This window comes from Desulfomicrobium aestuarii, assembly GCF_055385525.1.
The window spans coordinates 3,127,584-3,150,720 of the sequence record NZ_AP042427.1; the positions used below are offsets into that span (position 1 = coordinate 3,127,584).

General features: G+C 65.7%; 22 protein-coding genes. 13 read left to right on the forward strand and 9 right to left on the reverse strand.

The features are described from left to right. Window positions 1-89 precede the first annotated feature (89 nt). On the forward strand, window positions 90-1,358 hold the full coding sequence (locus ACZ5AC_RS14480) for an amidohydrolase family protein (protein WP_464248281.1): 1,269 nt from the start codon (window positions 90-92) through the stop codon (window positions 1,356-1,358). Between the two features lie 36 nt (window positions 1,359-1,394). Here the strand turns inward: ACZ5AC_RS14480 and ACZ5AC_RS14485 are convergent, their stop codons facing one another. The 5 genes from ACZ5AC_RS14485 to ACZ5AC_RS14505 form a co-directional block, all read right to left on the reverse strand. After that, window positions 1,395-1,727 (reverse strand): type II toxin-antitoxin system RelE/ParE family toxin, encoded by a 333-nt coding sequence (locus ACZ5AC_RS14485; RefSeq protein ID WP_464248282.1) that lies wholly within the window; start codon window positions 1,725-1,727, stop codon window positions 1,395-1,397. Continuing rightward, window positions 1,724-1,951: a type II toxin-antitoxin system ParD family antitoxin gene (locus ACZ5AC_RS14490; RefSeq protein ID WP_464248283.1), complete on the reverse strand. Its 228-nt coding sequence runs from the start codon at window positions 1,949-1,951 to the stop codon at window positions 1,724-1,726. The genes ACZ5AC_RS14485 and ACZ5AC_RS14490 overlap by 4 nt, the downstream gene beginning before the upstream one ends. 120 nt (window positions 1,952-2,071) lie before the next feature. Further along, on the reverse strand, window positions 2,072-3,769 hold the full coding sequence (hcp, locus tag ACZ5AC_RS14495) for a hydroxylamine reductase (RefSeq protein WP_464248284.1): 1,698 nt from the start codon (window positions 3,767-3,769) through the stop codon (window positions 2,072-2,074). A gap of 149 nt (window positions 3,770-3,918) precedes the next feature. Further along, the gene (locus ACZ5AC_RS14500; RefSeq protein WP_464248285.1) at window positions 3,919-5,271 is read right to left on the reverse strand and encodes a sigma-54-dependent transcriptional regulator; all 1,353 of its coding nucleotides are present in this window, start codon (window positions 5,269-5,271) and stop codon (window positions 3,919-3,921) included. After that, window positions 5,268-7,016 (reverse strand): ATP-binding protein, encoded by a 1,749-nt coding sequence (locus ACZ5AC_RS14505; RefSeq protein WP_464248286.1) that lies wholly within the window; start codon window positions 7,014-7,016, stop codon window positions 5,268-5,270. Before ACZ5AC_RS14505 ends, ACZ5AC_RS14500 begins: the two co-directional genes overlap by 4 nt. A gap of 214 nt (window positions 7,017-7,230) precedes the next feature. Here ACZ5AC_RS14505 and ACZ5AC_RS14510 point away from each other — a divergent pair, with 214 nt between their 5' ends. From ACZ5AC_RS14510 to ACZ5AC_RS14535, 6 genes are all read left to right on the forward strand, one after another. After that, complete coding sequence (locus ACZ5AC_RS14510; RefSeq protein WP_464248287.1) at window positions 7,231-7,464, forward strand: SHOCT domain-containing protein; 234 nt, start codon at window positions 7,231-7,233, stop codon at window positions 7,462-7,464. An 88-nt stretch (window positions 7,465-7,552) separates the two neighbouring features. Further along, complete coding sequence (locus tag ACZ5AC_RS14515; RefSeq protein ID WP_464248288.1) at window positions 7,553-8,065, forward strand: periplasmic heavy metal sensor; 513 nt, start codon at window positions 7,553-7,555, stop codon at window positions 8,063-8,065. 115 nt (window positions 8,066-8,180) lie between these two features. Further along, complete coding sequence (locus ACZ5AC_RS14520) at window positions 8,181-9,068, forward strand: DMT family transporter (protein ID WP_464248289.1); 888 nt, start codon at window positions 8,181-8,183, stop codon at window positions 9,066-9,068. Between the two features lie 121 nt (window positions 9,069-9,189). After that, window positions 9,190-9,783 (forward strand): MarC family protein, encoded by a 594-nt coding sequence (locus tag ACZ5AC_RS14525; protein WP_464248290.1) that lies wholly within the window; start codon window positions 9,190-9,192, stop codon window positions 9,781-9,783. Between the two features lie 3 nt (window positions 9,784-9,786). After that, on the forward strand, window positions 9,787-10,887 hold the full coding sequence (locus tag ACZ5AC_RS14530) for a (Fe-S)-binding protein (protein ID WP_464248291.1): 1,101 nt from the start codon (window positions 9,787-9,789) through the stop codon (window positions 10,885-10,887). Window positions 10,888-10,931: 44 nt separating this feature from the next. Continuing rightward, on the forward strand, window positions 10,932-11,909 hold the full coding sequence (locus ACZ5AC_RS14535; RefSeq protein ID WP_464248292.1) for a 4Fe-4S binding protein: 978 nt from the start codon (window positions 10,932-10,934) through the stop codon (window positions 11,907-11,909). Here the strand turns inward: ACZ5AC_RS14535 and ACZ5AC_RS14540 are convergent. Genes ACZ5AC_RS14540 through ACZ5AC_RS14555 form a run of 4 tightly spaced genes read right to left on the reverse strand, consistent with a single transcriptional unit; the run spans window position 11,888 to window position 17,847 of the window. Beyond that, window positions 11,888-12,892 carry a glycosyltransferase gene (locus ACZ5AC_RS14540; RefSeq protein ID WP_464248293.1) on the reverse strand — a complete coding sequence of 335 codons (1,005 nt, stop codon included), beginning with the start codon at window positions 12,890-12,892 and terminating at the stop codon, window positions 11,888-11,890. The two genes, ACZ5AC_RS14535 and ACZ5AC_RS14540, sit on opposite strands and share 22 nt — an antisense overlap. Beyond that, a complete protein-coding gene (locus ACZ5AC_RS14545; RefSeq protein WP_464248294.1) occupies window positions 12,889-13,506 on the reverse strand; it encodes a methyltransferase family protein in 618 nt (205 codons plus the stop codon). Before ACZ5AC_RS14545 ends, ACZ5AC_RS14540 begins: the two co-directional genes overlap by 4 nt. After that, the gene (locus ACZ5AC_RS14550; RefSeq protein ID WP_464248295.1) at window positions 13,503-16,619 is read right to left on the reverse strand and encodes an efflux RND transporter permease subunit; all 3,117 of its coding nucleotides are present in this window, start codon (window positions 16,617-16,619) and stop codon (window positions 13,503-13,505) included. The genes ACZ5AC_RS14545 and ACZ5AC_RS14550 overlap by 4 nt, the downstream gene beginning before the upstream one ends. Before the next feature lie 43 nt (window positions 16,620-16,662). Then, window positions 16,663-17,847: an efflux RND transporter periplasmic adaptor subunit gene (locus ACZ5AC_RS14555; RefSeq protein WP_464248296.1), complete on the reverse strand. Its 1,185-nt coding sequence runs from the start codon at window positions 17,845-17,847 to the stop codon at window positions 16,663-16,665. A 207-nt stretch (window positions 17,848-18,054) separates the two neighbouring features. Here ACZ5AC_RS14555 and ACZ5AC_RS14560 point away from each other — a divergent pair, with 207 nt between their 5' ends. The 6 genes from ACZ5AC_RS14560 (at window position 18,055) to ACZ5AC_RS14585 (ending at window position 23,125) form a co-directional block, all read left to right on the forward strand. Continuing rightward, window positions 18,055-18,567 (forward strand): lipocalin family protein, encoded by a 513-nt coding sequence (locus tag ACZ5AC_RS14560; protein ID WP_464248297.1) that lies wholly within the window; start codon window positions 18,055-18,057, stop codon window positions 18,565-18,567. A gap of 326 nt (window positions 18,568-18,893) precedes the next feature. Continuing rightward, window positions 18,894-20,435, forward strand: coding sequence for a PAS domain-containing protein (locus tag ACZ5AC_RS14565; protein WP_464248298.1), 1,542 nt, complete (start codon window positions 18,894-18,896; stop codon window positions 20,433-20,435). A 42-nt stretch (window positions 20,436-20,477) separates the two neighbouring features. Further along, window positions 20,478-21,908, forward strand: coding sequence for a phospholipase D-like domain-containing protein (locus tag ACZ5AC_RS14570; protein WP_464248299.1), 1,431 nt, complete (start codon window positions 20,478-20,480; stop codon window positions 21,906-21,908). 110 nt (window positions 21,909-22,018) lie between these two features. Beyond that, window positions 22,019-22,237, forward strand: coding sequence for a hypothetical protein (locus ACZ5AC_RS14575; RefSeq protein WP_464248300.1), 219 nt, complete (start codon window positions 22,019-22,021; stop codon window positions 22,235-22,237). Between the two features lie 24 nt (window positions 22,238-22,261). Further along, window positions 22,262-22,609 carry a hypothetical protein gene (locus ACZ5AC_RS14580; RefSeq protein ID WP_464248301.1) on the forward strand — a complete coding sequence of 116 codons (348 nt, stop codon included), beginning with the start codon at window positions 22,262-22,264 and terminating at the stop codon, window positions 22,607-22,609. Between the two features lie 198 nt (window positions 22,610-22,807). Continuing rightward, the gene (locus ACZ5AC_RS14585; protein ID WP_028577897.1) at window positions 22,808-23,125 is read left to right on the forward strand and encodes a TusE/DsrC/DsvC family sulfur relay protein; all 318 of its coding nucleotides are present in this window, start codon (window positions 22,808-22,810) and stop codon (window positions 23,123-23,125) included. Window positions 23,126-23,137 lie beyond the last annotated feature (12 nt).

Below are 23,137 nucleotides of genomic sequence, written 5' to 3' on the forward strand. Positions count from 1 at the left end.
CGCAAGGGGCTCGCCCCTTGACCCTATCAGGGGTGCAGGGGGATTATCCCCCTGCCCGCCGGAGGCACTCTTAAAACGAGGTGATTATCATGCTGGATCTGCTTGTCATCAACGCGGCCCTGCCTGGGCAGGAGGCGCTGACTGAGATCGGGTGCAAGGATGGGCGCATTGTGATGGTTGAGCCGGATATTGAGGTCGAGGCTGCGCAGGTCATTGACGCCGAAGGGTTTCTTGTCACGCCGCCGTTCGTGGACAGTCATTTTCATATGGATGCTACGCTGTCGGCGGGGATGCCGAGGCGCAACGAGAGCGGCACGCTGCTGGAGGGCATCAGGATCTGGGGCGAGCTGAAGCCGGATCTGACGCCGCAGGGGCTCAAGGAACGGGCGCTAAAGCTGCTGCGCTGGAGCGTGGCCAAGGGCAACCTGGCCATCCGCACGCATGTGGACACCACGGACCCGAGCCTCATGGCCGTGGACGTGCTGCTGGAAGTGCGCGAGGAGATGAAGGATTTCGTGGACATCCAACTCGTGGCCTTTCCCCAGGACGGGGTGCTGCGGGCGCCGAAGGGGGTGGAGTTGCTTGAGCGCGCCCTGGACAAGGGCGTGGACGTGGTCGGGGGGATTCCGCACTTCGAGCGGACCATGGACCAGGGGCGGGAGTCGGTGCGGGTGCTGTGCGAGATCGCGGCCAGGCGCGGGCTCATGGTCGACATGCACTGCGACGAGTCCGACGATCCGCATTCACGGCACGTGGAGAGCCTGGCCTTCGAGACGCAGCGGCTGGGGCTGCAGGGCCGGGTCACGGGCTCGCACCTGACGAGCATGCACTCCATGGACAATTACTACGTGTCGAAGCTCCTGCCGCTCATGGCCGAGGCGGGGATGCACTGCGTGTGCAACCCGCTGGTGAACATGAACCTGCAGGGGCGGCACGACACGTACCCGAAGAGGCGGGGGCTCATGCGCGTGCCGGAGCTGATGGGTATGGGCATCAACGTGGCCTTCGGGCACGACGACGTCATGGACCCCTGGTACCCCATGGGCTCGCACGACATGCTCGAAGTGGCGCACATGGGGGCACACGCCCTGCACATGACCGGCATGGACGGGCTGCGGAAGATGTTCAGGGCCGTGACGGAGAACGGGGCGCGGGTGCTGGGGCTCGAGGGTTACGGCCTTGCGCCCGGCTGCAACGCTGACTTCGTGATCCTGCAGGCCTCGGACGAGATCGAGGCCCTGCGCCTGCGGCCGGCAAGGCTGTGGGTCGTGCGCCGGGGCAGGGTCGTCAGCCGCACGCCGAAGGTCGAAGCGCGGGTGGATATGGGGAACGGAGAGGAACTGGTCGATTTCACGTAAGGCGTGGCGGGATTCGCCACCCTTCGCAGGGCGGTCTCAATCGTCCTGCAACCGGTCCGGAACGTCGCGCCGTGCGTGCAGGATGCGCCAGACGTCGATATGGGCCTCACGGACGACGTAGAAGACCAGATATGGGAAGCGCTTGAGGGGCCAGAAACGCAGGCCCGGCAGGTCAAGCTCTTGCGCGAGGCGGATCGAACCGCTTTGCGGGTGCCTGCCGATCTGCGTGAAGGCCCGTTCGAGCGCGTCGATGAAGCCAAGGGCGGCTTCATCCGCCCCTTCTCCCACATAGTGCGCGACGGCCTCCTCGATGTCCCGGTGGGCGCGTTCGCGGGGGACAACGGGGAGCGCCTTCACGCGCGGGTTCAACGCCGGACCCGGTCCCGCAGCGCTTCGAAATACGCGGCATCCGCCGGTTCACGCTCGGGGGAAGACGCCCCGGCAAGAAGCAGCGCGCGCATACGCTGGCGGTCCTGATCCTTACGGATCAATTCCCGCACATACTCGCTGCTGGTCCCGTAGCCCCGGGTCGAAACCTGCTCGTCGACGAAATTCTTCAGCGTGTCGGGTAGGGAAATGTTCATGGTGCTCATGGGCTGCGAGTACCATCTTTGGCAAAATTTGGCAAGAAACCCCGCGAGACGACAGTCGAACACAAAAGCGAACGCCCCGGTTCCGAGGAGCCGGGGCGTTCGCTTTTGGAGGTTGAGCGCTTAGCCGAGGATGGCCTTCAAGTCCGCATCGGGGGTGGTGATGGGCTTGATGTCGAAGTTTTCGACCAGCACGTTCAGCACGTTGGGGGTGATGAAGGCCGGCAGGCTGGGGCCGAGACGGATACCCTTGATGCCCAGGTGCAGGAGCGTCAGCAGGATGGCCACGGCCTTCTGCTCGTACCAGGACAGGACCATGGACAGGGGCAGGTCGTTCACGCCGCAGCCGAAGGCGTTCGCCAGGGCCGATGCGATCTGGATGGCCGAGTAGGCGTCGTTGCACTGGCCGATGTCCAGCAGGCGCGGGATGCCGCCGATGTCGCCGAGCTTCTTGTCGAAGAAGCGGAACTTGCCGCAGGCCAGGGTCAGGACCACGCAATCGCTGGGCACTTTCTCGACGAACTCGGTGTAGTAGTTGCGGCCGGGCTTGGCGCCGTCGCAGCCGGCCACCAGGAAGAAGTGGCGGATGTCGCCGCCCTTGACCGCCGCGATGACCTTGTCGGCCACGCCCAGGACCGCGTTGCGAGCGAACCCGGTCAGGACGCTGCCCTTGTCCTCGTCGGCCGCGAAGCCGGGCATGGCCAGGGCCTTCTCGATGACCTTGCTGAAGTCCTTGTCGACGTGGGTCACGCCGGGCCAGCCGACCAGGCCGGTGGTGAAGATGTTGCCCTTGTAGGACTCGACCGGCTTCTGGATGCAGTTGGTGGTCATGAGGATGGCGCCGGGGAACTCGGCGAATTCCTTCTGCTGGTTCTGCCAGGCCGTGCCGTAGTGGCCGTGGAAATGAGCGTGTTTCTTGAGTTCCGGGTAGCCGTGGCAGGGCAGCATCTCGCCGTGGGTGTAGATGTTGATGCCCTTGCCGGCGGTCTGCTCCAGGAGCAGGCCCAAGTCCTTCAGGTCATGGCCGGAGACGAGGATGGCCTTGCCCTTCTTTGCGCCCAGGGGGACTTCCGTCGGGACCGGATGGCCGTAGGAGCCGGTGTTGGCGGCGTCCAGAAGCTCCATGGCCTTCAGGTTGGCCTTGCCGCAGCCCAGGCACAGCCCGATGAGTTCGTTGAGCCCCAGGCTCTGGTCCAGGGTGGCGGCCATGGCTTCGTGGATGAAGGCGTAGACCTCGTCGGACTCCTTGCCCAGAATGGCCGCGTGGTCGGCGTAGGCGGCCACGCCGCGCAGGCCGTAGGTCAGGATCTGGCGCAGGGATTCGAGGTCCGCGTTGGCGTCGGGCTTCGGCGCGAAGCCGACCTTCTCGCCCATGGGCACCAGCTGGTTCCGGTTCGCGGCGGTGAAGGAAATTTCGGGGTGTTTGGTGAAATCGGGCTGTTCGCCGCCCAGGAACATGCGGGCCACCTTGGTCAGGAAGCCGGGCTCGGGTTCGCTTCCGAAGGAGACCTGTCCGCCGGCGGCCTTGACCTTCTCCTTGAGACGGGTCTTGAGGGCGTCACAGCGCTCGATCATGGCCACGAAGCGGGCCGGATCGAAATCGACGTTGGTCAGGGTGGAAAAGATGGCTTCGCAGGTGAAGCGGTTCACTTCGCTGTCGACCACGCCCACCTTGCGGCCGGCATGGGCGTAAAGGGACAGGCCCTTGACGGAATGGGTCAGCAGGTCCTGCAGGGCGGCCACTTCGGGAGTCTTCCCGCACACGCCCATCTTGTCGCATCCCTGGCCCTTGGCAGTCTGTTCACACTGATTGCAAAACATGGTTCATCCTCCATGAGAATTTCGTTGTCGTTGAGAACTCTCTAGGCAGGTTGCGGAAAGGCATCTTTGACCTGAATCAAAAATGCCGTTTTCCCGATGAGTTCCGCTCAGGCCATGGCACCGGCAGAATGCCGGCGCACGCCTCCCGCTCACTCCCCGTACTTGGCCAGCTTGGCGTGCATGGTCTTCCTGGTGATGCCGAGCCGGCGTGCGGCCTCGCTCTTGTTGCCGCCGGCCGCCTCCAGGGCGTCGAGGATGGCCGCGCGCTCGAGTTCCTCCAGAGTCAGGTTGGCGAAGCCGCCGGGCCGGGGCTCGTCCGATCCGCCGGACAGGGCGGGCGGAAGCTCGCGCTCGCCGATGTATTCGCCCAGGGCCAGGACCACGGCCCGCTCCACGGCGTTCTCCAACTCCCGCACGTTGCCGGGCCAGGCATGCTTGAGCATCCTGTCCATGGCCTCGGGGGTGAAGCCCTTGATGTGCTTGCCGTTCTTTTCGGCGAACTTTCTCAGGAAATGCGCGGCCAAGAGCGGAACGTCCTCCTCGCGTTCCCGCAGAGGCGGCAGGGCCAGAGCGACCACGTTCAGGCGGTAGTAGAGATCCTGGCGGAAGCGCCCCGCCTCCACCTCGGCCAGCAGGTTCCGGTTGGTGGCGGCCACGATGCGCACATCGACCTTGAGGGTCTGGTCCCCGCCCACGCGCTGGATCTCGCGCTCCTGGATGGCCCGCAGCAGCTTGACCTGCATGGACAGAGGCATCTCGCCGATCTCGTCAAGGAAGATCGTTCCCTTGTCCGCGGCCAGGAAGCGTCCCTCCCTGCGCTTTTCGGCCCCGGTGAAGGCGCCCTTCTCATGACCGAACAGTTCGGACTCGAGCAGGGTCTCGGTCAGGGCGGCGCAGTTCACGGCGACGTACGGCCCCTTGCGGCGCGGGCTGTTGGCGTGGATGGCCCGTGCTATGAGCTCCTTGCCCGTGCCCGACTCGCCCGTGACCATGACCGTGGCCTCGGACGGCGCGATGGTGGCCAGCATCTCCATGAGCCGGCGCATGGGCGGACTCTGGCCGATGATCCCTCCCGAGTCGAAGGAAGCGGCCAGGGTCTGCCGCAGGGCCTTGTTTTCGTCGCGCAGGGCGGCGTGGTCGAGGGCGCGCTCCATGGTCAGACGCAGGTCGTCAAAATCCAGGGGCTTGGTCAGATAGTCGTAGGCACCGGCCTTGATGGCCTCCACCGCCGTCTCCACGTCGGAATAGGCCGTCATGATCAGGATGGGGATGGCCGGGTTGTAGGCCTTGATCTCCTTCAGGGCCTCGATGCCGGAGATGCCGGTCATGCGCACATCCATGAGGATGAGGTCGAAGGCCTGCTCCCGGCAGCGCGCCACGGCCGTCTCGCCGTCGGCGGCCGCCTCCACGCGGAAGCCCCAGTCCGCCAGCAGCGTCGTCAGCATGCCCCTGTGACCGGGATCGTCGTCGACCGTGAGAATGGTGATGCGGGAAGGCTTCATGCCGACCTCCTCGTCATGGGCAATTCGATGGTGAAGACCGTTCCCCGGCCCACGGCGCTCTCGACCTTGATGGCCGCGCCGTGCCCCTCGATGATGCGGTGCACGATGGCCAGGCCCAGACCCGTTCCCGAGGGCTTGGTGGTGAAATACGGGTTGAAGATGTCTCCCAGGACTTCGGGCGGCATGCCGTGCCCCGTATCCTCGATGCGCAGCGAGACGATGCCCGCCGCCTGGTTCGGGGTTGCCGAGATGTGCAGCGCTCCGCCCTGGTCCATGGCCTGGACGGCGTTGAGGAAAAGATTGAGCAGGGCCTGGGTCATGCGCTCCGGGTCAAGGGGGATGGGCGGCAGCATCCCGCCCGGCGTGAACTCGACCGCGACGCCTTTGGCCACAACGTCGGCCCTGACCAGGCGCAGGGCCCGCTCCACGACACCGTCCAAGTCCTCGTCACGCAGCTTCAGTTCGCCCGGCCGGGCGAATTCGAGCAGCTCGGAAACCACCCTGTTGAGGCGATCCGTCTCCTGAACCATGGCCCGGGCGGCCTCTCGGTCCTGCCCCTGCACCTTGCCGGCGAGGTATGTGGCGAATCCCTTGATGGAACTCAGCGGGTTCCTGATCTCGTGGGCCACGCCCGCCGCCAGGTTGCCCAGGGCCGAGAGGCGTTCGCTGCGTCGCAGCTGCTCCTGCAGCCGCCGCAGCTCCCCGAGGTCGCGCAGCAGGAAAAGATGGCCGAGGAAGCGGCCGTCGCTGTTGACGATGCGCGACGCGGCGATGTCCACGGGCAGACCGCGGGCGCCGGGGGCTTCCAGGACGGTTTCGCGCTCCAGAATTTTGTCCCGGCCTCGGAGTTCGGCCGAGAGTCCTGCCCAGTCCAGTCCCCCGAGGCTGGCCAGGAGTTTCCCCTCGATCTCCTCCTCCGGCTTCCCGATGAGCGCGGCAGCGGCCGCGTTTGCCAGAACGACCCGCCCTTCGGGATCGGTGGTCAGAAGTCCCAGCGGCAGGCCGGTCACCACCTCCGTGGCGAAGGCCTGCGTGTCCTGCAACTGGCGGCGCGAGCGCCGGTAGTGTTCGGCCCAGAACAGCGCCGCAAAACCGCCCGCGCCGAAGAGCACGGTCAACACGGCGATGATGACGCTGGTGCGGAGTTCGTCGGCCATGGCTTCCCGAAGAGGGTGCGCGTCCTGCCCGAGAAAGATGAGCGCGGGCTCATCCTTCCTCTCGCCGTGTTCGCCGCCGTCATGCCCGGACCCGGCCATGGGCCCGCACCACAGAGAGCGGTGCACGCCTGGAAGGGGGGAAAATTTCTTGTAGACCTCGAACACCTCAAGCCCGTCGCCCCCGGTCAGGAAACGCCCCGTGCGCCCGTCTTCGGAAGCGTTCAAAGCACCGAGCCCCTGCGGATGCAGGTCCGCACCGATGTGCGCCGGGTTGTTGTGGGCCAGAACCCTGCCCCGCACGTCAGTCACTGCCAGATAGACGATGCCGTGCTGCTTGGCCGTTTCCTCCACCAGAGACTGGAAATACCCGGGCCCGCCGTGCATGCCCATGCCGATGCGCGTCCCCGCCTCCAGCGCCCAGAACAGGGCGTCGGCATGATCCAGATAGTTCGCGATCATGTGCGCCCTGGTGCGCTGGAGGTTGCGGGCCGCGAACACCGCGACCGCGAGTCCCAGTATCGCCACGAACCCGGCCATCAGCCATGGCGCTGTGCGCTTTCGCTTCGAAAAGCCAGAAAACATGTTCATCGCTTACCTCGCTCCAACACCTGTAACCGTTTTACCCATATTGTCCAGCCAGGTGTCACATGTTTACCCGCAAGTTCTGACCTCGAAAACTGCGTCGCCCATCCAGAATCATAAATTCATCTTTTATATCGGGAGATTATTTTCGTCAAAGCATCCTGGCACGCCCCTTGCCTTACCCATATCGAAACGTGACGCGAATGATGCGGAGGATAGCATGATGTGGAATTGCGGAACACTGCCCTGGTCCGGCGGCTGGATGATCGGACACTCCCTGTGGGGGCTGCTCCTCGTCGTGGGCGTCGGGGCGCTGCTCTGGACCGCCTTCAAGCCACGCCGCCCCTCGGTCTCTTTAGCGGACAGGGCCGACTCCCTGGAAATACTGAAGCTCCGGCTGGCCCGGGGCGAGATCAGCATCGAGGAATACAACACGTTGAAGTCGATGCTCTGAAGCCCTGCGGGGCGGAGCGACGAACCAGAGGCAAAACCATGCCCTTTGCGGGCGAAAACTTCATACCAAACCATCAAGGAGAATAATCATGAAAACGAACCGTAACGTCATCGCCACCTTCCTGACCCTGGCCTTCATCACCGCCTTTGCCGGCCTCGCATCCGCGCAGGGCCACGGCATGATGGGCGGGATGGGCAACATGACCCCGGAGAAGCAGGCGACGATGCAGAAGCTCCACTCCGATTTCAACACGGCGACGGCCGACCTGCACAAGCAGCTCTTTGCCAAGGAGTCCGAACTCGATGCCGCGCTGTACGCGGACAAGCCCGACGAGAAGAAGATCGACGCCCTGACCAAGGAAATCAGCGATCTGAACGCCAAAATCTACGCTGAAAAGGTCAAGATGCACAAGGCCATGGCCAAGGAAGGCATCGTGCCCGGCAAGGGCCACGGCATGATGGGCGGCAAGGGCGGTTGCCAGATGATGGGCGGCGGAATGCAGCACGGCGCCATGGGCGGGCAGCATAACATGTCCGGCAACGGCACCGCCGGCCAGGCTCCCGCCGGCCACGCCGGACACGGCGCCCCGGCCCAGCAGTAACGCGACCGCGCCGGTAGCGGCGAACCAGCCTCTCGACAATTCCCCCGAGTTCGAACAGACTCGGGGGAATTCGTCGTTCTCGGCCCGTCCGCGCAATCTTTTTTCCCCTTTCCCCATGACCGACACCACACGCCTCCGCGGCGCCCTCTTCGCCCTGGGCGCGACCGTCATCTGGTCCGGCAACTTCATCGTCGCCCGCCTCCTGAACCAGAGCATCGAACCGGCCACCCTGTCCCTGCTGCGCTGGGGCGTGGCCTTCCTGGGCCTGCTGCCCTTCGCCTGGCGGTCAGCCTGGGCCGACAGGGCAGCCATCCGCCGGAGCCTGCCGACCATGATCCCCATGGCGCTCCTGGGCGTCACGGTCTTCAACGCCCTCCTGTACACGGGAGCCCGCACCACCTCGGCCCTGAACCTCTCGCTCATCGCCACGTCCACGCCGGTCTTCATCATCCTGCTGGCCCGCGTTTTCCTGCGCGAAAAGCTCACGACGCGGAAAGTCCTGGGCCTGGCCGCAGCCCTGGGCGGCGTGCTGCTCCTGATCACCGGCGGCGAGCCCGCTCGCCTGCTTGGGCTGCAGTTCTCGGCCGGCGACCTGTGGATGACCCTGGCCGCCGTCCTCTTCGCCGCGTACAGCATCATGGTGCGCAGATTCTCCGGGAAGCTCAGTCCGGCGGTTTTCCTGCTGACCCTCATCGGAACGGGTCTCGTCTTTCTCCTGCCCTGGGCCGGCTGGGAATACGCAGAGGCCGGAGCCCCGCAGCTCACCGCCGGCGCGGTCTGCGCCATCCTCTACGTCGGCCTCGGCGCGTCCCTGGCCGCCTACGCCATGTGGAACAGCGCCGTGGCGTCCATCGGCCCGTCCCTGGCGGGGCTCATCTACTACTGCCTGCCGTTCTTCAGCGGCGTGGCCGCGTTCCTTTTCCTGGGGGAACCTATGGGTATGGTGCATCTGGCCAGCGCGGGGTGCATCCTGGGAGGCATCGTGCTGGCCACGCGGGGATAATGCGGGTATGCAGGTTCTGCCCCTTGCCTTTGGCGGGCGGCAGGCCTAAGGACGGCTCGTCCCGGCATCCGGCCGGGACGAACACGCATAACCGCGCCCCCTGGCGCAGACGGATACAGCCATGATCACTCTTTTCGTCAGCCTGAGCATGAAGCTCTTCTTCCTGCTCACGCCCTTCTTCGTGCTGAGCGTCTTCCTGTCCATGACCGAGCACATGACCAAGACCGAGCAGCGCATGGTGGCCATCCGCACGACCATGGCCGTCATGGTCATCAGCCTCGTCCTCTATTTCGCCGGCAACCCGATCTTCTCGACCCTGGGCATCACCCTGGACGGGTTCCGCATCGGCGCGGGAAGCCTGCTCTTCCTCTCGGCCGTGTCCCTGGTCTCGGGCAAGCGTTCCAGCCAGGAGGCGGCCCCGGACGTGGACTTCGCCGTAGTGCCCCTGGCCATCCCCATCACCGTGGGCCCGGCCACCATCGGCACGCTCCTCATCCTCGGCGCGGAACTGGGCGGTGCCACGGAGCGGGCCGTGGGCGCGGGGGCGCTAATCTGCTCCTGCCTGTCCGTAGGCGTCCTGCTGCGCTCGGCCAGACCCCTGAAAAAGCTCCTCGGTTCCGTGGGCCTGTCCGTCATGACCAAGATCACGGGTCTGGTCCTCTCGGCCATGGCCGCCCAAATCGTCTTCACCGGTATCAGGAATTTCCTGCACTGAGCCGTGACGCACGCCGCACCGACAAAAGACCTGCACGAGCTGGCCCGCCGGATTTCCGAAGGCTGTACCGAATGCCGCTCCTGCCAGTTCCGCTGCGCGTTCCTGAACGAGCACGGCACGCCCAAGGCGCTGGCTGACCGTTTCCTGACCACGGGCACGGGACGGGTCGTGGCCTTCGAGTGCAGCCTCTGCGGCCTGTGCGCCGCGGTCTGCCCCATGGGGCTGCCCCTGACGTCCTTCTTCCTGGCCATGCGCAGGGCGGCCATGGACGCCGGCCGCGTCAGCCTGATCCCCTTCAGGCCGAGGCTGAACTACGAACGCTTCGGGGCGTCACGCGTCATGGAACTGTTTCAAATACCACCCGGCGCGGACACGGTCTTCTTTCCCGGCTGCACCTTCCCCGGAAACCACCCCGAGACGGCCAGGGCGCTCCTCGACCACCTGCGGGGGCATGTCCCGGGCCTCGGGCTGGTCCTGAGCTGCTGCTTCAAGACGTCCCACGATCTTGGACGGCGCGAGTTCTTCGAACGGCGCTTCGGCAGGCTGAACGCGAAGCTGAAGGCCATGGGCGTGAAGACGGTGCTGACCGCCTGCCCCAACTGTTTCGGGGTCTTCGCGGAATACGGCGACGGCCTGGCCGTCAGAACCGTCTACGACGTGCTGGCCGAAAATCCACCAAGCGTCGATGCGGCCCTGCGCGGAACGGCCATCGTGCACACCCCCTGCCCGTTCCGTGGGCACGGGCAGATTCAGGAGCGCATCCGGCTGATGGTCGCGGGCACCGGACTCGAACCGCAGAAAACGCGCCAGGACGGAGCCTTGAGCCCCTGTTGCGGGGAAGGCGGCGCCGCCGGCATGCTGCGGCCGGAACTCGCGGCGGCCTGGGGGGATAAGACGGCCAAAAAAGCTGCGGGGAACGTCGTGGTCACGTCCTGCGCGGGTTGCGTCAATTTCCTCTCGCAACACGTCCGCACCGTCCATCTGCTGGACCTCATCTTCCATCCGGCCCGGACCATGACCGGGTCGCTCCCACGGCCCAGGGGTCTGGCCACCTATCTGCACCGCCTGCTCTTCAAGTGGCGGACCGTGTTCAACCTCCGCTGACGGACTTTTCACCGCAACGACGCCACGTATCGCACAGGTTTCCCATGCTCGAAAAAATGACGCCACCCGTTCTCCAGCGGGTCATCCAGTCCACGTTCCTCGTCCTCTGCCTGCATACGGGCTGGCAATTCCACCGCTTCGTGCTCTGGGCCACGGGCGCAAGCGAGGTCTTCGTCCCCCGGCCGGCCTCGGTGGAGGCCTTCCTGCCCATCGCGGCCCTGATGGGGCTGCGCCGCCTGCTCCAGACCGGGGTATGGGACATGGTCCACCCGGCCGCCCTGGCCATCCTCCTGGCCGCCATGGTCACTGCCCTGGTCCTGCGCAAGGGCTTCTGCGGCTACGTCTGCCCGGTGGGCCTCATCTCGGGCCTGCTCAACACCCTTGGCCGCCGGCTGTCCCTGTCCCGGGTCCCCGGCCCATGGGCCGCCAGGCAGCTGAGCGTTCCCAAATACCTGGCCCTGGGTTTCTTCGTCTACACGGTGTTCATCGGCATGGACCTGGCCGCCATCGAAGAGTTCGCGGCCGGGCCCTACAACTACGTGGCCGATGCCCGCATGCTGCGCTTCTTCCAGAGCCCGTCCCGCACGACCCTGGTCGCCCTGGCCGCGCTTCTGGTCCTCGGCACGGTCCTGCGCAGCTTCTGGTGCCGCTATCTCTGCCCCTACGGCGCCCTGCTGGGTCTGCTGAGTTGGGCGAGCCCGACGAGCGTCCATCGCGACCCCGCAACCTGCGTGCAGTGCGGCCGCTGCACAAGGGCCTGCCCCGGCTGCATCCGCGTGCAGGACATGGAGCGGGTGCTCTCGCCGGAGTGCCTGGGCTGCATGCGCTGTCAGGAAGCCTGCCCTGTGGAGGGATGCATCACCATGCGCGCCGCCGGCCGGACCATCCCGGCCTGGGCGGCCGGCGCGGGCAGCGTGGGCATCATGCTCGGCGCATGGCTGCTGGCGCTCCAGGCCGGCCTCTGGGACCAGCGGGTACCCCCGGCCATGCTGCAGCGCTTCTACCGGATGTTTCTGGAATAGGAGAGTTCCCGGAGCAGGACGCCCAGGATTCTGGCCACGCGGGCCGGGGAAAAGCGCTCCGACACGGCCCGGGCCCGGGCGCACATGGCCGGATTCGGCCCCCGACGGACCAGGCGAAGCATCTCGCGCTCGAGGTGGCTCTCGTCCACCCGGGCCCAGAGCATGTCGGGCGTGAAGTGCGGCAGCAGACTTGCCATGCGGTTCCCGACCGGTTCCAGGGTGTAGTGCAGCGGAATCGAATTGCCCTCGTCCATGAAATCCATGTTCCCGGACCACCCCGTGGCCAGGACCGGGACGCCGTGGCTCATGGCCTCGCTCAGCCCCAGTCCCCAGGCCTCGCCGCAATGCGGGGCGACGTAGGCCAAAGCCCCGCGGTGCAGCGCCGCCAAACGGCCTTCGGACAGATCCCCCGACAGGCTGACGACTCCGGGCAGCCCCCCTAGAGACGCGTTCCCCCGGTACTGCTTGACCACCAGCCGGACCTCCCTGGCCACCCCGTGCACGCGTGCGAAGCCCCGTAGCAGGGCTTCCAGGTTCTTGCGCGGGTTGACGGCGTCCATGATGGAAAAGAAATAGCGCCCCTCGCCCACCACCCCCGCCGCCCAGCGGAGATCATCCGCCTCCGGCGTCGCGGCCTCCACCACGTGCGGCAGGACCCGCACCCGCGGGTGCCCCTGTTCCAGGGCGCGGGCCGAAAAGGACGAAGCCGTCCACACCTCGTCCACCAGGGCCAGGCCGGGCCGATAGACTTCGGGAAGTCGCTCCCCTTCCCACACCGCGTAACCGGCCACCGGCATCCGCCCGAGGGCGGGCCGGGCCGCAAAGATCTTCGGCCAGAAGACGGGGTCCTCGTGCACCACCGCCAGATCCGCCTCCTCGAGGCTTTCGGCCATGCAGGACCCGGCCAGGGGCAGGCATCGCCCGTAGGCCTCCCCGGCCCGCCGGTGGCTGATATAGCCCGAAAGATGCCACCAGACCTTCACCGCGCCCCCTTCGCCCGCCAGGGCACCGGAAAAAGCATGGGTGTGCCGCGCTGGTAGGCTCGGTACGCATCCCCGTGGACATGGACGAGCTTGCGCTCCTCCAGCCGCACCCCGATCAGTACATAGAGGGAAAGAACCAGGCTTGTGACCAGTTCCGCCGAGTCAAAGGCCCCCGTGCGGGTCCAGAGCAGCAGGAGTGCCCCGCCGTACCAGGGGTGCCGGACCCTCGCCAGGATTCCGGAGGTGCGCAGCTCCTCGGCATAGGGGCTGCCCGCGAAGGAACAGCCCGAGCGCAGCTGCGCCAGGCCGCCGACGACCTTCAGGTCGTACTCCCGCGCCCCGGCCCAGAACAGCCACACGGCCGCCCCGAGCAGGGCGAATCGGAACGCGGCCAGGGGGCCGCTCCAGGAGAGAAGCGACTCCCCGGCCAGGGAATTCTTGAAGAGGAGAAGGGGCAGGAGGGTCAGCACGGCCAGGCCGTTGTAGGCCAGCCGGTACCAGGGGCACAGCCGGGGGAGGCGGGCAGACACGAGGCGCATCCAGCCCGGACTGATGAGCAGGCTGTGCAGCGCCCCCCAGCACGCCCAGCCCACGGCCAGCAACGCGAGCTTCACCCCACGAGGGATTCACCGCCCTGCACGTCGCGGCCTATCTGGTCCTTCTCACGGTCATGGGAGTGGTCGCGGGCCACGAGCATGTAGATGGACGGGACCACGAAGAGCGTGAAGAGCGTGCCCACGGCCATGCCGCCCACCAGCACCAGACCGATGGAGTTGCGCGCCTCGGCCCCGGCGCCCGTGACCAGAGTCAGGGGGAAGTGGCCGGCGATGGTCGCCCCTGATGTCATGAGGATGGGCCGCAGGCGCGTCAGGGACGCCTCGCGCACGGCTTCGAGCTTGGAGCGCCCGGCCTTCTGCAGCTGGTTGGCGAACTCGACGATGAGGATGCCGTTCTTGGAGACCAGGCCCACCAGGGTCACCAGGCCCACCTGGGAATAGATGTTCAGGGTCGTGGTCCAGCCTTCGGTCCAGAAGGCCACGCTCGGGTCGGGCATCTTCAGGAAGGTGAAGATGAGCGCCCCGAACACGGCCAGGGGCACGGACCCGGCCAGGATGACGATGGGATCGCGAAAACTGTTGAACTGCGCGGCCAGGACCAGGAAAATGAGGATAACCGCCAGCCCGAAGGCCGTCAGGAACTTGTTGCCCTCTGTCCTGAGCTGCCGGGAGTCGCCGGTGTAGTCGATGACGTAGCCCTTGGGCAGGATCTGCGCCGCCTCGTCCTCCAGGAACCTGAGGGCCTCGTCCAGGGGGCGTACGGCCACGCCGCTGATCTTCACGGCGTTGAGCTGCTGGAAGCGGTTCAGGGAGCGGGCCACGGTCGTCTCCCTGAGGGTCGCCACCGTGGACAGGGGCACGAGCCGGCCGTCCGGGCCCGTGACGTGGATGTCCTTCAGTTGGTCCGGGGTCAGGCGGTCCACGCGCTGCACCTGGGGGATGACCTTGTAGCTGCGGCCGTCGATGTTGAAGCGGTTGACGTAGTTGCCGCCCATGACCGCGCCGACGTCGCCGCCCACGGAGGCCAGGCTCAGGCCCATGGCCGCGACCTTGTCGCGGTCGATGACCAGTTCGGTCTGGGGCTGGTCAATCTTCACGTCGATGAGCGGCGGAAAGGCGAACATGCCGCTCATCATGGCCTTCAGCTGCAGCTGCCGGGCGAAGTCGAGGATCTCCTCCTGGGGCGCGGTGGAGGCCAGGATGAACTCCACGGGGAAGTCGCCGCCGCCCGGCAAAGCCGGGGGCGTGACCGGGAACATCTGGATGCCGGGGATGGCCGCCAGGCCCGCCTGCACCTCGGGCAGGATCTCGCCCACTGTCCGCTCGCGCTGGTCCCAGGGCGCGACCACGAGGCCGGAGAACCCGCTGGAGGGAAAGGTGACCTGAAAGGTGAAGCGGGACTCGGGTACGTCGAGAAAGACCCGGTTGGCCGCGGCCGCGTAAACGCTGGTCTGGTCCAGGGTGGAGTCGGCCGAGGCGTCGAGGATGCCGAAGATGACGCCCTGGTCTTCCATGGGCGCCAGTTCCTTGGCGGACATGGTGAACATGGGCACGGCCAGGGCGCTGATGACGACCCAGACCAGGTAGACGGCCGGGCGGGCCCGCAGGGTGCCGTCCAAAAGCCGCCCGTAGAAGCGGCGCAGCTTGCCGAAGTCGCGGGCGATCCGGCCGGCCAGGCCGTGCTCTTCCATGCCGGGCTTGAGGAGCTTGGCCGACATGACCGGCGAGAGGGTCAGGGCCACGATGCCCGAGATGGTCACGGCACCGGCCAGGGTGAAGGCGAACTCGCGGAACAGGGCGCCCGTCAGACCGCCCTGCAGACCGATGGGCGCGTAGACCGCGGCCAGGGTCACGGTCATGGCGACGAGCGGTCCGACGAGCTCGCGCGCGCCGAGGATGGCCGCGTTCAGGGGCGATTCGCCCTGCGACAGGTGCCGCTCCACGTTCTCGACCACGACGATGGCGTCGTCGACCACGAGCCCCACGGACAGGACCACGGCCAGAAGGGTCAGCAGGTTCACGGTGAAGCCGAAGACCTGCATGAGAAAGACCGCGCCGATGAGGGACAGGGGGATGGCGATGACCGGGATGGCCACGGCCCGGAAGGACCCTATGAAAAGGAAGATGATGACGACGACGATGAGCAGCGTGTCGCCCAGGGTCTTCAGCACCTCGTGGATGGCGCTGTCGATGTACTCCGTGGCGTCGTAGGCCACCCTCCCCTCCATGCCCGTGGGCAGGGTCTGCTGGATGGCCTCCATTTCCTCGCGCACGAGCTTGATGACGTCGATGGAGTTGGCGTTGGGCAGGGGCCAGACGCCGATGAACACGGCCGTCTTGCCCGTGAAGCGCACCTCCGCCCCGTAGTCCTCGGCGCCCAGGGCCACGTCGGCGATGTCACCGAGTCGGATGACGGCGCCGTTTTCGGCGCGGATGGCCAGACGCTTGAATTCCTCGGGGGAGCGCAGGTCCGTGTCGGCGGTGAGGTTGATCTGGACCAGTTCGCCCTTGGTCTGCCCCAACGCCGAGAGATAATTGTTCGCGGCCAAGGCCTGGTGCACGGCGGCGGGGCTGACGTTCAGGGCTGCCATGCGGTCGGGCTTGAGCCAGACGCGCATGGAGAATGTCCGGGCGCCGAGAATGTCGGCGCGCTGCACGCCCGACAGGGCCGAGAGCCGCGGCTGCACCACGCGCATGAGGTAGTCCGTGATCTGGTTCTGCTCCAGGTCCGGCGTGGTGAAGCTCAGGTAGGCCGAGGCGAACTGGCTGTCGGCCGATTCGACGTTGATGATGGGAACTTCGGCCTCGGGCGGCAGGTCGCCGCGCACCTGGTCGACCTTGGAACTGATCTCGGACAGAGCCTTGATGGGGTCGTAGTTGAGCTTGAGGCGGACGCTGATGGTCGAGAGGTTCTGCGTGCTCTGGGACTGGATGTAGTCGATGCCGTCGGCGCCGGCGATGGCACGCTCCAGGGGCGTGGTGATGAACCCGCGGACCAGATCGGCGCTGGCGCCGACATAGGTCGTGGTCACGGTGACCATGGCGTTGTCGCTGCGCGGGTACTGGCGCACCGACAGGCTGAACACGGCCTGCAGCCCGGCGATGATGATCAGCAGATTGACGACCAGGGCCAGGATCGGGCGGCGGATGAAGATATCGGTGAATTTCATGGGGTGGGCCCGTGAAAGCGTTGATCGTTCTGGGTATGCGGCATCAGGAGTTTTCCGGCGTCGGCGCGAGCTTGAATTCCGGGGCCAGGGTGTTGTCCACGACCACTGACTGTCCGTTGCGGTACTTGAAGACGCCCGTGCTGACGACGGTCTGCCCCGGCTCGATCCCCTTGGTCACGGCCACGAAATCGCCGCGCCGCTCGCCAAGGGACACGAACTGCTGACGCAGCTTCAGGTCGCCCGTGCCGTTGCCTTCGGCCGGTTCGATCAGGAAGACCGAGTCGCTGTAGGCGGCGTAAAGCACCGCCGTGGCGGGCAAGAGCGTCACGTCCCGCCGTTCGGGCAGCGCCACCCCGACGTTCACGAACATGCCCGGACGCAGCGCCTGGCCGGGGTTGTCCAGCAGCGCCTGCATGCGCACCGTGCGCGTCGCGCTGTCGGCCAGAGGCTCGATGGCCGTGAGACGACCTTCCAGGGTTTTGCCGGGCACCGCGTCGGAGGTCACGCGGACCGTGACGCCCGGGCTGACCTGCGCCACCTGCTGCTGGGGCAGCACGAACTCGACGTGCACCGTGTCGAGATGCTGCAGGCTGGCGATGACGTCGCTGTCGCCCAGGTTCTGGCCGAGATTGACCTGGCGGATGCCCAAGGTCCCGGCGAAGGGCGCGCGGATGGTCTTCTTGGCGATGACGGCCCGCAGGGCGTCCATCTCGGCCAGGATCTGCCGGTGCGTGGCCAGGGCGGTGTCGTACTCGGCCTTGGCCGTGGTGCGCTGGGCCAGGAGGGTCTCCATGCGCTTCAGGTTGACGCGGGCCAGGTTCTCGCCGGCTTCCAGGGCGCGCAGCTGCGCGGTTTCCTGGGACACGTCGAGTTGCACGAGCACGTCCCCGGCGGCCACGCGGTCGCCCGAGTCGAAGGCGATGCGCACGACCTTGCCCGGCGTCTCCGCCGTCAGGGTCACGCCCTGCACGGCCGTGACGGAACCCACGGCCGTCAGCACCGTCTCCCACGAGGCCGACGTGGCGTTCACTGCCGAGACCACTGCGGGAGGCATGACCATGGACTTGCCCTGGTCGATCATTTTCTTGATCTGCAGGGCCTTGATGCCGGCGAGTCCGCCGGCCACGACTGCGACAAGGAGAAGGGCGAGAATGATTTTCTTGATCATGACGGTCCAAAGCTCGGGTTTCTGCAATCCGCCGAATGCGGCCAGTGCAAGCACGTACATGCAAACGTGTTCGCTCGTAAAGAACCCAGTGCGTGCCGCACCACAAAAGATGCACAACATGCATGAGGCTCTCGCCGGAGCAATGCGTGCCTTCGCTGCGGCCCAAGCGAAATCCGCATTGACTTTCCCGGCGCCAGCGGGGAACGTTCAGCCAGCATCGCCGAACCCGGCCCCCGCCGTGAACCAAACGCTCTCTTGGGGACAACGATGAAACATCTCCTCGCTCTTCTCGCCCTGCTGCTTGGCGGCTGTGTATCCCTGCCCGACAACGTGCGCCCTGTCGGCGATTTCAAGCTCGAACGCTACCTGGGAACCTGGTACGAGATCGCCAGGCTGGACCACTCCTTCGAGCGGGGGCTTAGCCGTGTCACGGCGGAGTACAGCCTGCGCGAAGACGGCGGGGTGCGGGTCGTCAACCGCGGGTATTCGGCCCGGGACGGAAAATGGAAACAGGCCGAAGGCAGGGCCTATTTCGTACGCGACCCGCAGACGGGTTTCCTCAAGGTCTCCTTTTTCGGCCCGTTTTACGGCTCCTACGTGATCTTCGAACTCGACCACGAAAACTACGGCCATGCCGTGGTCAGCGGGCCGGACACCTCCTACCTGTGGATCCTGGCCAGAAAGCCCGTCATGGACGAGAGTCTTAAGCGAGACCTCGTGGCCAGGGCCGCCGCGCGCGGATTCAAGACGGAAGGTCTCATCTTCGTGGACCACGATTGATTCTCGTGCGGTGCGCCGCAGCGCGCTCCCGATTGTGAAGCAACTTCCGGGCAAGCCTCCTGTCCGGACACTGCGGCACGGAAGCCCGCCGAGCACCTTTCCGTAAGCCGCGCCGGCGTCGTTGCATCGGACTAATTTCGTTGCCCGGTTTCCGCTCGCCCATCTCCGGCTGGCGGACTCGCAGCGCGGGTTCCAGCGCCGTTACGGCCCCCAAAATCCAGCGCGCAGCAAAAATCTCTGGCCCTCCGAGGGTCAAAACGCATATCGTTGCCCCAAGGGCAGCCCGCCCCGCACAACCGGCCCGCCGGGAATCAGGAGCGCGGAACATGAACGGATCTTGCTTCGAAGACGCCAATCTGCTGAACATCTGCCGGGAAAGCATCGACTATCAAGGCATCGTCAGGCACATCAACGACGGCGTGCTCATCCTGCGCGAAGGCAACATCGTCTTCACCAACGGCGCCTTCTGCGAAATCGTGGGCACAGACCTCTCTGGCCTCATGGGAAAACCCCTCGCCGACCTCGTCATCCCCGAGGACCGGGAGCGGGTGGTCCGCCATTGCGTGGACAAGCTCTACACCCCGGAACTCTCGGACCGCATCGAGTTCTCCATTTCCAGGTCCGCAGAAGACGCCATCGTGGAGATGAAGCTGACAGTCATCGACTGCGGCGGCGCACCGGCCATCCTGGCCGCCATCACGGACATCACCGAACGCCGCAAGACCCGCATCGAACTGCAGCGCGTCAAGGACCGCCTGGAAAGCATCCTGCACGCCATGAACGACGTGGTGGTCTCCCTCTCGCCCACGGACCATTCCATCCTGGCCATCAACCCCGCGGCCGAAGCCCTCTACGGCATCCCGCGCCGCGCCTTCAACGCCGGAGCCACGCAGCTCATGCACTTCGTGCACCCCGAGGACAGGGAGCAGGTCCGCAACTTCTACAACTCCATGGAAGACGACGAGTTCGGCGAGATGCAATACCGCATCATCAGCTCCAACGGCCGCATCAAGTGGGTCCACGACGAGGCCCACCTGGTCTATTGCACGGCCCGATCCGTGCGGCGCATCGACCACGTCATCCGGGACATCACCGACCAGAAGGAAGCCCTCGACGCCCTCAAGCGCAGCGAGGAGAAATACCGGGACTTCTTCCAGAGCACCAAGGACATGGCCTATTCCGTGACGCCGGACGGCAGTTTTCTCGACATCAACGAGGCGGGCATCCAGATGCTCGGCTTCGCCACCCGCGAGGAGGCGCTGGCCGCGAACCTCAAGGACTTCTACGAGGACATGTCCGAGCGGGCCGGTCTCCTGGCCCAGATCAACGAACAGGGCTTCGTCGCGGACCGGCATGTCCGCTTCCGCCTGCGCGACGGTCGCGCCATCGAAGTGGCCATCACGGCCCGGGCCAAGACGGACGACTCCGGCTATCTGGTGTCCTACGAGGGGATCGTGCACAACATCACCCAGGCCATGGAGGACCAGCGCAACCGGGTGCTGCGCAACGCCGCCGGGGGCATGTGCCATTACCTGAACACCCACCTCATGCATATCGTCAACGCCAAGGAAGGCATCATGGAGGAAGTCGAATCCCTGGAAGCCATCGCGCGCGACACCCTGCCCGAAAGCGCCGCGCAGACGTGGGAAGCCGCCTGTTCGGCCCTGCGCTCCTATGGTCAGGGACTGGAGCAGGCTTACACCAAGATCACGGCCGTGACCAAGGCCTTCAACTCCGCCTTTCTGACCTATCGGGAAGAGGCGTACCTGGACAGGGCCATCCTCGACATCTTCAACTCCTGCCTGGGGGACCCGTCGGAATGCACCGCGCCGCCGGAGACCAAAAAAGGCACGGGAGCCGACTCCTGACGCCGGCAAACGGTCTCTGAACCCGATGAAGGCGGAAACCACATGGATGTGCTGAACTGGATCGGGATCGGGCTGCTGGCCGTCCTCGCCCTGGGCGCCGCCGGGCACGCCCTGCTGAACAAGAGCGACTCCCGTTCGGCCCTGGGCTGGGTCGGCGTCTGCCTGACCTTTCCCCTGGCCGGCCCCATCCTCTACATCCTGTTCGGGGTGAACCGCGTCCGCCGCAGCGCCTCGCGCATGCGCCGCGAGATCGACGCCATCTCGGGCGAAAAGCACCCCCCTGCGGCCCCGCTAAGCTTCGCCGTCATCAACCCGACCGTCCTGTTCCGGTCGTTTCAGCGCCTGGAACGCGTAGGCCGCAACATCCTGGAAACGGAACTGACCGGCGGCAACTGCGTGGAGCCCCTCGTCAACGGCGACGAGGCTTACCCGCTCATGCTGCAGGCCATCGAGACATCCCAAAAAAGCATCTACCTGACGACCTATATTTTCGACACGGACGCCACGGGGCGCGCGTTCATCGAAGCACTGGCGCGGGCCGAGGCGCGCGGCGTCGAGGTGCGCGTCCTCATCGACGGGGTGGGCGAAAAATACTCCTGGCCCCTGGCTTCGCGGCTGCTGCGACAGAAGGGCGTCTCCACGGCCCTGTTCATCCCCCCGGCCCTCTTCCCGCCGAATCTGCACATGAACATGCGCAACCACCGCAAAATCCTGGTGGTCGACGGCATTCTGGCCTTCACCGGCGGCATGAACATCAGCCAGAAGCACGTGCTGGACGCCAAGCCCCTCTGGCCGGTCACGGACATGCATTTCATCGTGCGCGGCCCCGTCGTCTCGCAACTGCAGGACACCTTCGTCGACGACTGGCTTTTCACCACCCGCGAACGCATCCACCCGCCCGTGACGGCGGCGGAACCCGCGGGCGACTGCCTCTGCCGGACGGTGATCGACGGGCCGAACCTGCACGAGGACAACCTGAAGACCCTCATCACGGGCATCGTTTCGGCGGCGCAGTCCTCGATCAAGATCATGACCCCCTACTTCCTCCCGCCGGGCACGTTCCTCAGCGCCCTGCAATCTGCCAGGCTCAGGGGCGTGAACGTCGAGGTCATCCTGCCGGCCCGCAACAACCTGCCCTTCGTGCACTGGGCCACGAACCACATCCTGGAGGAGATGCTGCGCTCCGGTATAACGGTGGCCTTCCAGCCGGCACCCTTCTGCCACACGAAGCTCATGCTCGTGGACGGCTGTTACGTGCACCTCGGTTCGGCCAACATGGACAACCGCAGCCTGCGCCTCAATTTCGAGCTGACCCTCGAAGTCCTGGACCGGCACCTGGCCGACCGCCTGACCCGGCACTTCGATACCGTCATGGCCGGAAGCCGCCCCGTGACGCGGCATGAACTGAAATGCCGTTCGCTGCCCGCACGCCTGCGCGACGCGTTCTTCTGGCTCTTCTCGCCCTATCTCTGACCGGGACGGGCGACCTCGCGCCCTCAATAGATTTGACTTTGACGGGCCAGCACCGAAACCGTATGCACAAAGACACCCCACATCAGACCATGATCACAAGGAGGACCGCCGTGAGCAAGGAATTCACCGTTTCCGCGACCTGCCCCAGCTGCGGGCACCGCACCGAAGCGATCCACACCGAGGACGCCATGCGCGAGGCCTTCGGCAACGACGCGACCATCCGCGTGCTCTGCGCCCGCTGCCAGGCGAGCTTCGAAATGCCCATGGGGCTGGCCTGCGCCGAATGGGACGACTACTGCAGCGAAATCCCCCTGCCCGCCGACGTCTAGAACCCGAACCAGAGCTGAACCCGCATGATCTTCGTCGCCACACAATGCTCCCAATGCCCCTTCCTGACCTTCGTCGACGGAAGGCGCTCCTGCAACGTCGCATCGCCCAGACAGAGGCCCATCCCCGACGGGGACGACCGCCCGGCCTGGTGCGAGCTGCGCTCCGGCCAGAAAAACGTCCGGGACTTCGCCGGCGCCCAAACCTTCATGGTCGTGACGGCCTGCAACGAGTGCCCCTTCCTGAGCCTGGTGGAGGGGCGGCGCGTCTGCAATGTCGGCCCGCCGAGCCAGCGGCCCATCCCAGACGAGGATGACCGCCCGTCCTGGTGCAGGATGCGCAAGGAGCAGATCATTGTCAGGGATTTCAAATAGGAAGCATCCGGGCGGACCCGCGTCTTTCCTGTTGAAGTGTCGCCCCCTATCTGCTAGACAGAAAAACATTGTCGACTTGCAGGGTGAAGACGGTATGTCCAATTGACAAACCCACCCCTTCACCATAGGGAGAGCCTTTGCAAACTCTTTTTCCGGAAGGAAAAATTTTGAGGAACAACATCTAAGGAGGATTTGAGCATGGCAACAATTGAATTCCAGGGTAAATCTTTCGAAATCGACGAAGACGGTTTCCTGCTGAAGTTCGAAGACTGGTCCCCCGAGTGGGTCGAGTACGTCAAGGACAGCGAAGGCATCGCCGAGATCACCGAAGCTCATCAGCAGATCCTGGACTTCCTGCAGGACTACTACAAGAAGAACGGCATCGCCCCGATGGTCCGCATTCTTTCCAAGTCCACCGGCTACAAGCTGAAGCAGATCTACGAACTGTTCCCCTCCGGCCCCGGCAAAGGCGCCTGCAAGATGGCCGGCCTGCCCAAGCCCACCGGCTGCGTGTAGTTCGATCTTTTT